17 protein-coding genes are annotated in these 15126 nt (G+C 73.8%); 5 read left to right on the top strand and 12 right to left on the bottom strand.

Annotation, left to right across the window (positions count from 1 at the left end; all coding sequences use genetic code 11):
* Positions 1-23: 23 nt before the first annotated feature.
* Positions 24-767 carry a nucleopolyhedrovirus P10 family protein gene (locus AMK33_RS36985; protein WP_073937468.1) on the bottom strand — a complete coding sequence of 248 codons (744 nt, stop codon included), beginning with the start codon at positions 765-767 and terminating at the stop codon, positions 24-26.
* Between the two features lie 86 nt (positions 768-853).
* Here AMK33_RS36985 and AMK33_RS36980 point away from each other — a divergent pair, with 86 nt between their 5' ends.
* The 5 genes from AMK33_RS36980 to amaP are packed head-to-tail and all read left to right on the top strand — an operon-like array spanning position 854 to position 3128.
* Positions 854-1348: an Asp23/Gls24 family envelope stress response protein gene (locus tag AMK33_RS36980; protein WP_073937466.1), complete on the top strand. Its 495-nt coding sequence runs from the start codon at positions 854-856 to the stop codon at positions 1346-1348.
* Between the two features lie 25 nt (positions 1349-1373).
* Positions 1374-1559 (top strand): hypothetical protein, encoded by a 186-nt coding sequence (locus tag AMK33_RS36975; RefSeq protein ID WP_073937463.1) that lies wholly within the window; start codon positions 1374-1376, stop codon positions 1557-1559.
* Positions 1556-1933, top strand: a complete 378-nt coding sequence (locus AMK33_RS36970) for a hypothetical protein (protein ID WP_073937461.1) — start codon at positions 1556-1558, stop codon at positions 1931-1933. Before AMK33_RS36975 ends, AMK33_RS36970 begins: the two co-directional genes overlap by 4 nt.
* On the top strand, positions 1933-2547 hold the full coding sequence (locus tag AMK33_RS36965; protein ID WP_073937458.1) for a DUF6286 domain-containing protein: 615 nt from the start codon (positions 1933-1935) through the stop codon (positions 2545-2547). Before AMK33_RS36970 ends, AMK33_RS36965 begins: the two co-directional genes overlap by 1 nt.
* 2 nt (positions 2548-2549) lie before the next feature.
* A complete protein-coding gene (gene amaP / locus AMK33_RS36960; RefSeq protein ID WP_073937455.1) occupies positions 2550-3128 on the top strand; it encodes an alkaline shock response membrane anchor protein AmaP in 579 nt (192 codons plus the stop codon).
* 149 nt (positions 3129-3277) lie between these two features.
* On the opposite strand, the gene AMK33_RS36955 is transcribed toward amaP, so the two are convergent.
* From AMK33_RS36955 to AMK33_RS36905, 11 genes are all read right to left on the bottom strand, one after another.
* A complete protein-coding gene (locus AMK33_RS36955; RefSeq protein WP_073937453.1) occupies positions 3278-4033 on the bottom strand; it encodes an SDR family oxidoreductase in 756 nt (251 codons plus the stop codon).
* A gap of 4 nt (positions 4034-4037) precedes the next feature.
* Entirely contained in the window at positions 4038-5840 is a 1803-nt protein-coding gene (locus tag AMK33_RS36950; protein WP_201263147.1) for a glycoside hydrolase family 15 protein, read from the bottom strand.
* Between the two features lie 12 nt (positions 5841-5852).
* The gene (locus AMK33_RS36945) at positions 5853-6218 is read right to left on the bottom strand and encodes a hypothetical protein (protein ID WP_201263146.1); all 366 of its coding nucleotides are present in this window, start codon (positions 6216-6218) and stop codon (positions 5853-5855) included.
* Positions 6215-6826, bottom strand: coding sequence for a sigma-70 family RNA polymerase sigma factor (locus tag AMK33_RS36940; RefSeq protein ID WP_073937451.1), 612 nt, complete (start codon positions 6824-6826; stop codon positions 6215-6217). The genes AMK33_RS36945 and AMK33_RS36940 overlap by 4 nt, the downstream gene beginning before the upstream one ends.
* Positions 6823-8385 (bottom strand): sodium:solute symporter family protein, encoded by a 1563-nt coding sequence (locus AMK33_RS36935; RefSeq protein ID WP_073937450.1) that lies wholly within the window; start codon positions 8383-8385, stop codon positions 6823-6825. Before AMK33_RS36935 ends, AMK33_RS36940 begins: the two co-directional genes overlap by 4 nt.
* A gap of 180 nt (positions 8386-8565) precedes the next feature.
* Complete coding sequence (locus AMK33_RS36930; RefSeq protein ID WP_327380458.1) at positions 8566-9360, bottom strand: SURF1 family cytochrome oxidase biogenesis protein; 795 nt, start codon at positions 9358-9360, stop codon at positions 8566-8568.
* Between the two features lie 49 nt (positions 9361-9409).
* Positions 9410-9643: a hypothetical protein gene (locus AMK33_RS36925; RefSeq protein ID WP_073937448.1), complete on the bottom strand. Its 234-nt coding sequence runs from the start codon at positions 9641-9643 to the stop codon at positions 9410-9412.
* Positions 9644-9740: 97 nt separating this feature from the next.
* A complete protein-coding gene (locus AMK33_RS36920) occupies positions 9741-10724 on the bottom strand; it encodes a DEDDh family exonuclease (RefSeq protein WP_073937447.1) in 984 nt (327 codons plus the stop codon).
* Positions 10725-10831: 107 nt separating this feature from the next.
* Complete coding sequence (locus AMK33_RS36915; RefSeq protein WP_073937446.1) at positions 10832-11818, bottom strand: CopD family protein; 987 nt, start codon at positions 11816-11818, stop codon at positions 10832-10834.
* Positions 11819-12115: 297 nt separating this feature from the next.
* The gene (locus AMK33_RS36910; protein WP_073937445.1) at positions 12116-13477 is read right to left on the bottom strand and encodes a CoA transferase; all 1362 of its coding nucleotides are present in this window, start codon (positions 13475-13477) and stop codon (positions 12116-12118) included.
* A 74-nt stretch (positions 13478-13551) separates the two neighbouring features.
* Positions 13552-15084, bottom strand: a complete 1533-nt coding sequence (locus AMK33_RS36905; RefSeq protein ID WP_073937444.1) for a S8 family peptidase — start codon at positions 15082-15084, stop codon at positions 13552-13554.
* Positions 15085-15126: the final 42 nt, after the last annotated feature.

Here is a 15126-nt window from a genome sequence, read left to right as displayed (position 1 = left end):
GCCCGGCGGACCGCCCGTCCCGGTCAGTCGACCGCCGTGATCAGTACAGCCACGGTGGGATGATCCGGCAGCGATTCGGTCACCGCCGAACGGACCCTCCGGGCCACATCCAGAGGGCGGGCGTCCGCCACCACCGCGAGGTCCACGCGCGCGTGACGGCGAGACAGACCGGTGTCGCCCCGCTGCTCGGTCAGGTGAACCGACCGTCCCAGCACCCCCGTCAGCCGGCTCACCCCCGGCACGGCAACCGCCGCGGTCGCGACCCGGTCAGTCTCCGAGCCACCGGGGCCCGCCGGCTCGTCCGCCGCCGACTCACCCGGTGCCGGTTCCGCACCCGGCACCGGCACCGACACCGGTACCGGCTCCGCATCCAGCAACTCCACCACCCGCAGATCCACCTCCACGACGGCCAACCCGATCCGCTCCACCACCACTTCCGCCAACACCTCCCGCAGCCGCGACGCGGTCACCGGCACCGGCCGCACCGCAGTGGCCGCGAACTCGACGGTCAGCCGCAACGCCCCCGGCGGCACCACCCCCGGCGGAGCCGGCACGACCGGCTCACCCGTCACCCCCTCCGGATCGGCGAGGCCGATCCGTACACCGTCCAGGCGTACGCCCGGCACATCCCGTACCACCGCGCGCCGCAGCACCGCCTCCGCCGCCCGCTCCGCGATCCACGCGCCGTCGCGCGGCCCTCCCAGGGCCAGGATCCTGCCCAGCCCCACCTGCTGCCGCACCGCCCGAGCCCACCGGTCTGCCGTCATTCCTCCAGCCTGACGCATCTCAGGCGCGGTACCGGGCAACCACGCATACCGTGGTCGATGGAGGACGACCGAAGGGACGCACGGCGATGACCGACATGACCGAGGGAGGCCCGGTACGGGCCCCCGACCCGGAGAAGAACCTCTTGGAGACCACCCCCCGCAAGGGCCAGGGAACCCGGCGCGGCGGCGGCGACCCGGCGACCCGCGGCCGTACCACCATCGCCGACGGTGTCGTGGAGAAGATCGCGGGGCTGGCCGCGCGGGACGTGCTCGGCGTGCACGCCATGGGCAGCGGCCTGTCACGGACCTTCGGCGCCGTACGCGACCGGGTGCCCGGCGGCTCGAAGTCGGTGACGCGCGGCGTGAAGGCCGAGGTCGGCGAGTTGCAGACCGCGCTCGACCTGGAGATCGTCGTCGACTACGGCGTGTCCATCGCCGACGTCGCCAGGGCCGTACGGGAGAACGTCATCGCGGCGGTCGAGCGGATGACCGGACTGGAGGTGGTCGAGGTCAACATCGCGGTGAGCGACGTGAAGCTGCCCGAGGAGGAGGAAGAGGAAGCGGAGGCCCGCCTTCAGTGAGGCTCGGTGAGCGGAGGAGCACACCATGAACATGGCCGTGGTCGGCATGATCGCCGGCATGGCGTTGGGCTTCGCCGGATACTTCGGCGGATTCGGAGCGTTTCTGCTGGTGGCGGCGTTGGGCGCCGTCGGGTTCGTCGTCGGGCGGTTCCTCGAGGGGGACCTGGAACTCGGTGACTTCTTCCGTTCCCGTGACGAACGGCGGCGGTGACGGCGGTGAGCACGGTCGTCGAGCCCGGCCGGGGCCCGGCCGCCGTCGCGCCGGGTGAGCGCGGGGCGACCAGGATCGCCGACCGGGTGGTCGCGAAGATCGCCTCGCAGGCGGCCCGCGAGGCGGCCGGTCCCCTGCCGCCGGGCGCCGCCCCGCCGCACGCCACGGTGGTGGTGCGCCACGAGGCCGCCCGGGTCCGGGTGCACATCGAACTCGGCTACCCCGGCGACATCGGCGGCCGGTGCGCGCGGGTGCGGCGCCAGGTGGTCGACCGGGTGCGCGCCCTGGCGGGGATGCACGTACCGGAGGTCGTCGTCCTGGTCGAACGGCTGCACCTGACGGCAGCGCCGGGAGCGGCCCGGGGGAGGACGTGATGAGCGGACCCGAGGGCACGGTCCTGGAGAAGGACCCGCCGCCCGCGGAGGCGCCCGGCGGCTCCGGCGGGCACCGGCGCTTCTGGTCGGCCCGCCGGGTCCCCGCGGGCCTGGTCGCGCTGCTGGCCCTGGTGGTCACGGGCGCGTTCCTGTACGACGTCGTCGCGGTGCGGGCCCACCGCGCCGCGCTGGGCTGGCGCCGGGAACTGGCCCGGCAGCTCGCCGAACGGCCCCTGGACGACATCTGGGTGCTGACCGGCGCCGGTGTCGCCACCGCCCTCGGACTCTGGCTGCTGCTGCTCGCCCTGACACCCGGCCTGCGCGCCCTGCTTCCGATGCGCCCCGTGGATCCCGACGTCCGCGCGGCACTGCACCGGGACGCCGCCGCGACGGTGCTGCGGGACCGGGCCCTGGAGGTGGCCGGCGTGCGGTCGGTGCGGGTCAGGGTGAAACGCGCCCGCGCGGACGTCCGCGCGGTGTCGCACTTCCGTGAACTGGACGACGTGCGGGCCGACTTGACCGCGACGCTCGACGACGCCGTGGCGGGCCTCGGCCTGGCCCGGCCGCCCTCGCTGTCGCTGCGCGTACGGCGGCCCGGCCGGAAGGGGCGGTAGAGATGCTCAAGGGCGTCAACCGGGTGCTGCTCGGGATCACGGGGCTGGTGCTGGTCGTCCTCGGCGGGTCCGTGCTGGCGATCGGGCTGGGGGCGCCGGCGCCCTCCTGGTGGCCGCACGACGGGCGGCACGACGTGCTGCTGGACGAGGCCGAGCGGACCCGGTGGCGGGACGACGGCTGGTGGTGGCCGGTCGTCATCGCCGTTCTCGCCGTCCTGGTCCTGCTCTCCCTGTGGTGGCTGCTCGCGGTGCTGCGCCGGCGCCGACCGGCCGAGGTACTGCTCGACACCGGCGACGACGAGGGCGCGTCACTGCGCGGAAGGGCCCTGGAACAAGCCCTCGCGGAGGAGGCGAGCCACCTGGACGGCGTAGCCCGGGCCCACGTCCTCCTCACCGGCCGCAGAAACAGCCCCAGAACCCGCGTACTCCTCTACCTGCAACCCCACATCGACCCGGCAACAGCCCTGCAAGCCCTGACAAAGGGCCCCCTCACCCACGCCCGGACCTCCACAGGCCACCCCACCCTCCCCACAGAGGCCCGCCTGCAAGCTGTAAAACACCACCCGGAACGAGTCACATAGCCGCATCCCCGCATCCCCCGCATCCCCCGCATCCCCGCGGGCAGTCGTGCCGCTGGGGCGGCACGGTGGGCGCGACGGCACCCCGTAAACGCCGGGCCGCGCTACCACCCCCCACCCCGCACCGACACAGGGCACCTGCGAAACGGCCGTCAGAACCCGTGCCGGAAACCTCCGTCCACCGGCAGCATCACCCCGGACAGATAAGAAGCCGCCGGCGACAGCAAAAACGCGGCCGTACGGCCGAATTCCCCCGGCGTGCCGTACCGCCGCAACGGAATCCGAGACTCCGCAGCCCGCCGCGTAGCCTCCGGATCCGCCGACAACGAGTCCAACTCCCGCACCCGGTCCGTATCGATACGCCCCGGCAGCAGCCCCACCACCCGGACCCCCCGCGGCCCCAACTCGTCCGCCAGCGACTTCGCGAACCCGGCCAGCCCCGGCCGCAGCCCGTTGGAAATGGTCAGCCCGGGAATCGGCTCGTGCACCGACCCCGACAGCACGAACCCGATGACACCCCCCTCACCCAGCTCCGCCGCGGCCGCCCGCGCCATCCGCACCGCCCCCAGGAACACCGACTCGAATGCCGCCCGCCACTGCTCGTCGGTGGTGTCGGCGACGAACCCCGGCGGCGGCCCGCCCACGCTGACGAGGATGCCGTCGAAGCGCCCGAACCGCTCCCGCGCGGTGGCGATCAGCCGCGCGGGCGCCTCGGGATCGGCGTTGTCGACGGCCACCCCGACCGCGTCCGGCCCCAGCGCGGACGCCGCCTGAGCGACGGACTTCTCCTCCCGCCCCGTGACGACCACCTTCGCGCCGTCGGCGACGAGTTCCCGCGCGGAGGCGTTGCCCAGCCCGCGGGTCGCCCCGGTGACGACGTACACCCGGTCCTTCAGTCCAAGATCCATGGCCCTATCCTGCCCCCTCGTCCCCGAACAGGGCGAGAGCGGTGTTCACCAGGCCGATGTGGCTGAACGCCTGCGGGAAGTTGCCCAGTAGCCGCCCGCCCACCGGGTCGTACTCCTCCGCCAGCAGACCCACGTCGTTGGCGAGCCCCATCAGCCGCTCGAACAGCGCGCGCGCCTCCTTCGTCCTGCCGGTCATGTGCAGGGCGTCCGCGAGCCAGAACGAACAGACCAGGAACGTGCCCTCCCCGCCGGGCAGCCCGTCGACAGCCGTCGCGTCCGGCGTGTAGCGGCGTACGAACCCGTCCTGCCCCAGCTCCGCGCGGACCGCGTCGATGGTGCCGAGCACCCGGGGGTCGTCGGGCGGCAGGAAACCCACCCGGGGGATCAGCAGCAGCGCGGCGTCGAGTTCGCGCGAGCCGTACGACTGCGTGAACGTGTTCCGCGCGGGGTCGTATCCCTTCTCGCACACCTCCCGGTGCACCTCGTCGCGCAGCTCCCGCCAGCCGTCCAGGTCACCCTCGAGATCCGGGAACTCCTCCAGGGCGCGCACCGCGCGGTCGGCGGCCACCCACACCATCACCTTGGAGTGCACGAAGTGGCGCCGACCGCTCCGCACCTCCCACAGCCCCTCGTCCGGCTGCCGCCAGGCCGTGCGCAGGAACTTCAACAGCACCGTCTGCATCGCCCACACGTCCGGCTGCGCGGACAGTCCCGAACGCCGGGCCAGCGCCAGGGAGTCCACGACCTCTCCGTACACGTCGAGCTGGAGCTGGTTCACCGCGTCGTTGCCGACCCGTACCGGCGTGGCGCCGCCGAAGCCGGGCAGCCACGGCAGTTCGAACTCCGGCAGCCGCCGCTCGCCCGCGAGCCCGTACATGATCTGAAGGTCCGCCGGATCGCCCGCGACCGCGCGGAGCAGCCAGTTGCGCCAGGCCTCCGCCTCCTCCTGGTACCCGGCGGCCAGCAGCGCCTTCAGGGTCAGCGTGGAGTCGCGCAGCCAGCAGAAGCGGTAGTCCCAGTTGCGCACCCCGCCCGGCTCCTCCGGCAGCGAGGTGGTGGGCGCGGCGACGATACCGCCGGTGGGACGGTAGGTGAGTGCCTTGAGGGTGATCAGCGAGCGGACGACCGCGTCCCGGTGCGGGCCGTCGTAACGGCACTGCGCCGCCCAGGCGCGCCAGTCCTTCACGCTGTGCCGCAGCGAGGAGTACGGGTCGACCAGCGGGGGCCGCGGCTCGTGGGAGGGGTGCCAGGTGAGCACGAACGCGACCCGCTCGCCCTCCCGCACCGTGAACTCGGAGACGGTGCTCCGGTCCTCGCCCCAGGTGTCCACGTCCGGGACGCTGCGCAGCCACGCCGAGTCCGGCCCGGCCACCGCCACCCGGTGGCCGTCCGCCCGGCGCACCCACGGCACGACCGAGCCGTAGTCGAAGCGCAGCCGCAGCGTGCTGCGCACGGTCACCTCACCCCGTACGCCCTGCACGATCCGCACCAGGTCCGGCGCGCGGTGGCGTTGCGGCATCAGGTCGGTGACCAGCACCGCTCCCTCGGGGGTCTCCCACTCGGTGTCCAGGACGAGTGTGTCCTCGCGGTAGGAGCGGCGGGCGCACCGGTCCGCACCGGCGGGGGCGATGCGCCAGTGCCCGTTGCTCTCGTCCCCGAGCAGCCGCGCGAAGCAGGCCGCCGAGTCGAAGCGGGGCAGACAGAGCCAGTCGACCGAGCCGTCCGCGCCCACCAGGGCAGCGGTCTGTTCGTCGCCGATGAGCGCGTAGTCCTCGATACGGTGCACGGGGTGCGGGTTCCCGGCCATCGGGGGCGGCAATCAGGGGCGGAGCCGGGGGAGTGACGGACCGTCGGCCACCGCCGCGCCGTCGCCGGAGAAGATGACACCGGGGTCCGAGGGGGCCTGGTTGAGCACCCACAGGCCGATCAGTGTGGCCAGCGCGAAGACGACGGCGACGAGCACGGCGAGGACGAGCCGCCGCCGGCGTTCGCGGCGCAGCCACTCGCCGCGCGCGGTGCGGTAGGCGTCGGGGTCGGGCAGCACCCCGCCGGCCAGGGCCTGGAGGGCGTCGCGCAGTTCCCGTTCGGTGCGCTCCGCGTCCGGCGGGCGTGGCGGCCCGGCCCGGAGGTGGTCGGTGCGGTCCGGGCCGGTGCCACGCGACGGAGTCGCATCTCGATGCGTCATCGCCGGGCCTCCATCGCCTGGGTCAGCGCGGAGATGCCGCGCGAGGTGTGCGTCTTGACGGAACCACGGGAGATGCCCATCGCGTCGGCTATCTCGCTCTCCTTCAGTCCGAGCCAGTGGCGCAGCACCAGCGCCTCGCGCTGCCGGGCCGGAAGGTGCTGGAGCGCGTCGATCAGCACCCGCTGGTCGTCGCGGAGCAGCGCGGTGTTCTCGGCGGAGGCCACGGTCTCGTCCGCCGGGGCCGCAGGACGCTCCTCGTGCCGGCGGGCGACCTGGAGGTGGCCCGTCCGCGTCCGGGTCAGATCGCAGACGGTGGAGCGCAGGTACGCCTCCGCCGCGGTCATGTCCTTCAGCCGCCGCCACTTGCGGTAGATCTGGTAGTAGGCCTCGGCCACCACGTTCTCCGGGTCGTCCGCGCCGAGCAGCACGGCGAGCCGCAGCATCGAGGAGTAGTGCAGCTCGAAGAGGCGGGCGACACCGGCCTCCCGTTCCACGTCGTCCGGGCCGGTGACGGCGGGCCCGAGCGGTCCGGGCGGCACCGCCGCGGGCGCCGGGACCGACGCCGGGGCCGGTGGCAGGGTGACCTGGGGGTGCTGTCTGCGTCTCACGGGTTGTCCGCTCCCGTCTGTGGACGTCGCCCGGCCATCAGGCGGGACGGCAGGTCGGTGGCGTCGGCGCCGCGCGGGACGCCGAGGCGGGCGAGGGCGGCGGTACCGGCCACCGCGACGGTCAGGTTGAGCAGCAGGGCGGCGACCCCGGCGTAGATCTCCAGCGGTCCGTTACCGGGGCCGAGCGGCACGATCGAGGAGAACCCCTCGCGCACCACCAGATACGTCCCGGCGACCATGCCCACGGCCCACCCGGCGAGCAGCGCCCGCGGATGCAGCCACCGCGTGTACAGGCCGACCGCCACCGCCGGGAAGATCTGCAGGATCCACACCCCGCCGAGCAGCTGGAGGTTGATGGCGTCCTGGTCGCGCAGCCCGAACACGAACGCCACCGCCCCGAGCTTCGCGGTCAGCGACACCGCCTTGGCGACCCGCACCTGCCGTTTCGGCGTGGCCGTCGGATGGACGTACTCGACGTACACGTTCCGTACGAAGCTCGTCGCCGCGGCGATCGACATCACCGCCGCCGGCACCAGCGCGCCCACCACGATCGAACCGAACACCAGCCCGGCCAGCGGGCCCGGCATCAGCCGGTCGACCAGCATCGGCACCGCCGCCTCGGCGCTGCCCTCGGGGGCCCGCACCCCGGCCGCCAGGGCCGCGATGCCGAGGAACCCGAAGAGCGCCAGCAGCGCCGTCCAGGCGGGCAGCCCCGCCGACACCTTGCGCAGGGTGCGCGTCCCGTCGGCGGCGAACCCGGCGGTGAGCACGTGCGGGTACATCAGCAGGGCCAGCGCGGAGCCGAGCGCGAGCGTGGCGTACGCGGGCTGCTGCCCCGGCGTCAGCAGCAGCGGGGAGTGGGCCGTGTCCGTGCCGCCGAGGGCGCGCGCCGCCCCGTCGAAGACCGCGCCGGGCCCGCCGAAGCGCCGCAGCACCAGCCAGCAGACGGCGGTGAGCGAGACGAACACCGCCACCGCCTTCAGCGCCGAGATCACCGTGGGCGCCCGCAGCCCGTGCCGGTAGGTGGCCACCGCGAGACCCGCGAACACCGCCACCATCACCAGGTCCCCGGTCGCCCCGTGCGGATACAGCCCGCCCGCGGTGAGCACCGCGCGGATGCCGAGGAGCTGCAGCGCCAGATACGGCATCGTCGCCAGGATCCCGGTCAGCGCGACCACCAGGGCCAGCGGCGGCGACCCGTACCGGCCGCGCACGAAGTCGGCGGCGGTGATGTAGCCGTGCCGCCGGGCCACGCTCCACAACCGGCTCAGCAGCACGAACGCGAGCGGGCAGACGATCACCGTGTACGGCACCGCGAAGAAGGCGGGCGCCCCGTTGCCGTACGCCAGACCCGGTACGGCGGTGAAGGTGTACGCCGTGTAGACCGTCCCGCCGAGCAGCAGCCAGGTCCAGCCGGCGCCGAGGCTCCGGTCGGCCAGCGCCCAGCCCTCCAGCGAGGGCAGCCGCTCGCTCGGCCGCAGCCGCCGCGCGGTGACGGCGAGCAGCGACGCCCCGCCGATCACGGCGAGGAACGTCGCGGTCATGGCGCCATCGGCCATGCATCACCGTCCTCGGTGTGCTGGGTGCCCTCGGGGAGAGCCGCGCGCACGGCCCGTCCGGTGCGCCGCGTCACTCTCGCACAGAGCGCCCCGAACCGGGAGAGGAGCGCAGGTCACAGCACGGACCGGTCATTCCCGGCTACGGCGCGTGTCCCCGGCGCGTGTCCCCGGTGGGGCCCGCTACACCGCCGCCGGTTCCGTCTCCTCGGCGTCCGCCGCCCCGGCCGCCGCGCGGGACCGCTCCCGGGCCTCGCGGCGGGCCAGCACGAACCAGCCGACCGGCACGGCCGCCGCGAACAGCCACCACTGGACGGCGTACGCGTAGTTCAGCGCGGAGTTCTCCTTGCCGGGGTCCCCGAGCCGCTCCGGGGTGCCGTCCTTCGGTTCGGGCGCCGTCTGCGCCACATAGCCGCCGAGCACCTGGGCACCGAGGCGCTCCGCCTCCTGCTCGCTGTTGATCAGCATGATCTGCCGGTCCGGCAGCCCCTCGAGGTCCTTGATGCCGCTCGCCTCGGTCGTCTCGTCGGGCATCAGCCGGCCCTTGATCGTGACCTCGCCGCGCGGCGGCGCGGGAACCTCGGGGAACGCGGTCTGGCCCGCCTCCGCGGGGATCCAGCCCCGGTTGACCAGCAGGACCTTGCCGTCGTCGAGGACGAAGGGGGTCAGGACGTGGAAGCCGACCCGGTCGTCGGCGTTGGTACGGCGGCGGACGACGACCTCGTCATCGGTGTCGAAGCGCCCCTTGGCGGTCACGGTGCGGTACCGCTCGGCGCGCGTCACGGCGTCCCCCGGCGCGGCGAGCCGCTCCACCGGCACCGGATCGGCGGCCAGCGCGTCGGCGACCAGCCGGTTCCGGGCGTCGCGCTCCCCGTAGCGGTCCATCTGCCAGAAGCCCAGCCAGATCATCGTGGGGATGAGGAGCAGGGCGACCAGCGTGATGATCACCCATTGGCGGGACAACAAGAAGCGGTACACCCCACGACCGTACAACTCGGTCGCGGGGTGCATTGAGGCGGGTACGTCCTCACACCTTGTCGACGATCCCCGCCTTTCCCTCCGCGCGGGCGCAGTGGGCGCCGCAGAACCAGTGACCGTCGGCCTCGACGCCCTGGCCGATGATCTGCACCCTGCAGTGCTCGCAGATCGGGGCCATGCGGTGGATCGCACAGGAGAAGCAGTCGAAGACGTGCACCGCGCCCTGCGCGTGCACCTCGAAGGTCATTCCGTAGCTGTTGCCGCAGACTTCGCATGTCGCCATGGGCCACAGGGTGGGCCGTCGGCCCGGCGCGGGCGAGCGGGCGCCGGGCGAGTCGCCCGCCAATCACCCGTCCGTACGGTCGTGCCCGGCGCCCCGGTCAGCCTTCCGGCGCGGCTTCGACGTCCCCGAGGAGCTGGCCGAACGCGGCCTCGTCGACGACCGGGGTGCCGTACTGCCGGGCCTTGACCACCTTGGACGTGCCCGAGTCCGGATCGTTGGTGACGAGGAGGCTGGTGAGCCGGGACAGGCTGCCGGCGACATGCAGGCCCGCCTCCGTCGCGCGGTCCTCCAGCAGGTCCCGCTCGACCGAGGTGTCCCCGGAGAACGCCACCCGCATGCCCTGCTTGAGCCGCCCGCCCGGCTCGTACCGCCCCGGATTGGGGTACGGGCACGCGGGCCGCTTGCGGGACGGGCGCCAACTGGTCGGCCGGTAGCCGCCGGGGCCCGCCTGCTGTCCGGTGCGGGGACGGTCCGTCCACTCGGTCAGCGGCAGGCACTCGTGCAGCGGCAGCCGTACGCCGCCCGCCGCCGCGGCCCGCAGACTGGGCCGGAACGCCTCCGCCAGCACCCGCGCGTCGTCCAGCGCGTGATGCGCCCGCCGCTGTACGACACCGAAGTGCGCGGCGAGCGACTCCAGCTTGTGGTTGGGCAGCGGAAGCTTCAGCTCCTTGGAGAGGACGATGGTGCACAGCCGCTGCTTCACCGGTGCCTCGCTCCGCGCGCGGGCGTACTCCCGGGCGATCATCTGCCAGTCGAAGACCGCGTTGTGCGCGACCAGCACCCGGCCCTCCAGCCGGGCCGCGAACTCCGCGGCGATGTCCTGGAAGAGGGGCGCCCCCTCCAGCACGTCGCTCGTCAGACCGTGTATCCACACCGGGCCCGGGTCCCGCTCCGGATTGACCACCGTGTACCAGTGGTCCTCGACCTCGCCGCGCGCGTCCAGCCGGTAGACGGCCGCGGAGATGATGCGGTCGTCCCGGGCCAGCCCCGTGGTCTCCACGTCGACGACCGCGTATCCCTGCGGATACGCGGCCGGCCACACGGTGGGGGAGGACGCTGCGGTCGTGAGGTCATCGAGCATGGTTCACGAGGATACGGGCCGGGACCGACACCGCTGCCCGTCAGGCCCCTCCACACGGCCCGCACCTTCGGACGCCGGGAATGTCCGTACGGGTCGCGAATCCCCGTTCACCAGCGGATCGGCACCGGAAGCGCCGTCAGCAGCCCCGACACCGCGACCACCACGCCGAGCGCGTACACCTCCGCCCGCGCGGGGGAGCAGGCGGTCAGCGGATCCCGCGCGCGGGCCAGCCGGATCCGGGCCCACAGGGCGAGGATGGCGACCCCGGCCATCAGGATCACCTTGGCGAGCAGGACCCGTCCGTACGCCGTGTCCGTCAACTGCTCCACGATCGTCTCCGGCGGCATCCGGCGCAGCGAACTGCACACGCCCGTCGCGGTGACGGCGACGAGCAGAACGGCCGCCACGCGCGCGTAGCGCCCCAGCAGCGCGGCGCCCGCCTCCGCTCCCTGCCACAGCCGCAGGGTGCGCAGCGCGTGCAGCAGACCGCCCACCCAGAGCGACGCGCAGACCAGGTGCACCAGGGTCAGCCCGGAGCCGATGAGCGGGCTGTACTCGGTCGCCGGATGCGCGCGCAGCGCCTCCGCGACCGTCACCGCGGCCAGCGGCCACACCTGGGTGCCGGGACGGCCGGACGCCGCGCACAGGGCCGCCGCGAGGAAGGCGTTGACCTCCAGGAGGGCGAGCTTGCCGTCCCTGGAGTCGTAGAGACCGCCGACGTCGATGTCGGCGAGGCTGCCGGGCACCAGGTTGCCGGTGGCCACCACGGAGGCCAGTCCGAGGGCGGCCACGAAACCGACGGAGTTCGCCACGGTCGACCAACTGCGGGGCACGGCGGGCAGAGCACCGGGTACGGAACGCGCCAGCCGCCGCACGAACAACTCGCCGACGGGTATGGACAACGCCGCGAACAACACCGCCCGCAACAGGCCGATCCCCCCGCTACCGGGCGCATCGGCCTCCCCGGTCCCCCGCAACGCGGCCGAGGGCCCGAGCAGCGGTGTCACCGCCCCGAGCGCCACCAACACGAGCACGGCAACGGCCCGCCCCCGCCCGCTCCTTCGCGCACTGTCCGCCCCAACCCTGGTTCTCATCAAACTCACCCCAGGATCTTCACAAGGCCCCACAGAAGCGGGCAAGCCCGCGACCACAGCAAGCGCCCCACCGCAGCTACGGGCAGTCGTGCCGCCCCAGTTGCGGGCAGTCGTGCCGCTGGGCCGGCGCCCGCCCTCTGGCGACTGTTGGCGTAGCTGTGGGCAGTCGTGCCGCTGGGGCGGCGCCCGCCCTCTGGCGACTGTTGGCGTAGCTGTGGGCAGTCGTGCCGCTAGGGCGGCACGGGTGGGCGCAGCGGCACCCTGCCGACGCCGACGAGTGAAACCCCGCGCGGTCCCTCAGACCCACCGAGCCGAATCGGCTCCCCAACACCCCGGCGCCCGCGCCCAGTCACGCGGCCCACCCTCGAACACCACCGGCGACAGGGCGTACCGCAGCCTCCCCAGCGAGCTGTCCCGCTCCGCGAGCCACTGGGCCACAGGCACATCGGCGGAAGCCCCGCCGCTTCGGGGCCCCTCCAGCAGCCACCCCGCCGTCCGCGCCAACGCCACCCGCACAACCCTGCTCCCACCCCCCTCCCCCTGCTCACTGAGCGCCCGCAACACCCCCGCCGCCAACAAGTACCCCGTGCCATGGTCGAGCGCCTGCGCCGGCAGCACCCCCGGCCGCCCCGCCGAAGAACCCTCGACCGCCGCGACCCCCGTCGCCACCTGCACCAGACTGTCGAACCCCCGCCGATCCCCCCACGGCCCGTACGCCCCCCACGCCGACAACTGCGCCACCACCACCCCCGGCCGCCGCTCCGCCAGCGCCCGAGGTGTCAGCCCGAAACGATCCAGAGCCCCCGGCCGGTACCCCGTCACCACCACGTCCGCCGTCGCGAGCAGCTCCTCGAACACCTCCCGGCCGACCGAAAGGTCCAGCAGCGCAGACCGCTTCCCGAACCCCGTGTCGGCGTGCTGGTCGACGATTTCGGGCAGCCCCGGCGCGTCCACGCGCAACACGTCCGCACCCAGCAGCGCGAGCGTACGGGTGGCGACCGGCCCCGCGATCACCCGCGTGAGATCCAGCACCCGCAGCCCCGCCGCGGGCAGCAGCGGATCCCGGCCCACCGGAGCGAACACCCGCGCGGGGGCCGAATCCAGCCGCTCGCGCTCCACCAGGGGGCGCCCGGCCACCTCCACGCCTTGCGCGTGCGCCGCCCACTCCTCGGGCGTCCGCAGAGCGACGGCGAGCCCCCCTGCCGCGCACACCGCCTCCTCGACCTCCCGCGCGGAGCGCTCCGCGAGCGCCGCCGCCACCGCGTCCGGGTCCTCCGGCACGCCCAGCACGGCCAGCAGCCGGGCCCGGTGGTGCGGATAGTTGGCGTGCGTGCGCACCCACCCGTCGGCCGTGCGCCAGAACCGCGACAGCGGAGCGAACGTCTCCGGGGCCCGCCCGCCGACCAGCAGATGCCGCTCGCTGACGAACGCCGTGGCCACCGCCCCGTCGTCCACCCGCACCGCTGGCACCTCGCCGCCGCCCGTCCGCCGCGCCCCCAGCTCGGCGGCGGCCAGCGCGCACGCGCCGACACAGGCGCGCGCCAGTTCCCGTACCGGCAGCCGGGCACCCAGCACACCGGGCCGTTCGACGGCCGACACGCGAGAGAGGAGGGCGGGATCGCCGCCCAGGGCGGACCACACGGACGCGAGATCAGTCATGACCGCACTATGCCGCGAGAGGGGCCGGGCGCGATCGCCCGGCCCCTCTCACACGGCTCCCGCAGGACCGGCGACTACCGCGTCACCGCGTCCAGCGCGTCGGCCGTGCCCCAGCCGTAGAAGCCGTTGCGGTTCTTCGGGCCCTCGCACACCGCGTCGACCTTGCCGTCGCCGTCGATGTCGTACGGGTCCGTGCACGCGGTGGCGTCGGCCTCCGCGTACAGCAGGGCCTTGACCAGCGCGGGCGAGGCGTGCGGGTGCGTCGACTTGATCAGTGCGGCGACGCCCGCGACATGCGGGGACGCCATCGACGTACCCGCCATGTAGCCCCACGACCCGCCGGGCAGCGTGCCCAGGATCAGACCGCTGGTGGCGGGCGGTTCCGGCTTCTGGTACGCCGTCGAGTCACCGCCCGGCGCGGCGATGTCGACGACACCCCGGCCGTAGTTGGAGAACGACGACTTCAGCCCCTTCGCGCCGGTCGCCGCGACCGTCACCACACCCGGAAGCTGGGTCGGGATGTCGTAGCACTCGGACGGGTCGATCACCCGGTCCGACGGGGTGGAGTCGTTGGGGGAGACCGGGTCGGTGATCTCGTCGGACGCGAGGTCGTAGTTCTCGTTGCCGGCCGCGGCCACGTTCACCGCGCCCTTGCGCTCCGCGTACCGCGACGCCCGGGTGACGGCCTCGACGAGCGCCTTCTGGTCGGGGTCGTCCGTGCAGTTGAAGTACCAGGGGTCGGTGTAATAGCTGTTGTTGGTGACGTCGACCCCGTGCTCGGCCGCCCACACGAAGCCGCACACCACGGCCTCGGTGTAGAAGAAGCCGTCCGGGTTGGACACCTTGATGCCCGACACCTTCACGCCCGGCGCGACACCGGTCATGCCGACGCCGTTCTTCGCGGCGGCGATCTCACCGGCGACATGCGTGCCGTGCGGGCTCTCCTCCGCGCTCGGCCGCCAGGCACCGTCGCTGGTGTCCGGCTTGCCCGACACGCAGTTGACCGACGCGTCCCGGTCGAAGTTGGGCGCGATGTCCGGGTGGGTGTCGTCCACACCGGTGTCTATGACGGCGACGGTCACCTTCGAGCTGCCCAGCGACTTCTCGTGCGCCTTGTCCGCCTTGATGGCGGGCAGGTCCCACTGCAGGCCCTGGAGCGGGTCCTGGCCCTCGGCCGCCGCAGACTCGGCCCGGGCGATCTCGGAGGCGCTGAGCGCCTTCGGGGTGCCCATGTCCGTGGTGGCCGCCGACGGCAGCGGCGCGGTGCGGGTGGCACCGGCCGACTGCACTCCGCGCACCTTGCGGATGGTCTTCGCGAAGTCGGCGTCCGACGAGTGGACGACGATGACACCGATCTTGTCGTACGACGTCACGATGGTCCCGCCGGCCTTGCCGATCGCCTTCTTCACGTGCGCCGACGTGCCGTGCCCGCCCCGGACGTTGACCACGTAGCTGAGCGGGGTCGCGTCGGCGGAGGCCGCGGCCGGCGCCGTGTCGGCCGGGGCGGCCGTGGCCGCGGTGTTCGGCAGGAAGGCGAGCGCCGTCGCCATGGCCATCCCGGCCGGGATGGCGAGCGCGCGGCGGTGACGCGGGTGGGACGCGGTCATGAAGTCTCCAGTTCGTTCACGAGTGCGGTCGGACGGGCGGGC

The organism is Streptomyces sp. CB02400, from assembly GCF_001905725.1.
GTDB classification, from domain to species: domain Bacteria; phylum Actinomycetota; class Actinomycetes; order Streptomycetales; family Streptomycetaceae; genus Streptomyces; species Streptomyces atrovirens.
The sequence above is the reverse complement of the archived record's forward strand: the minus strand, read 5'-3'. Positions and strand labels throughout refer to the sequence as shown.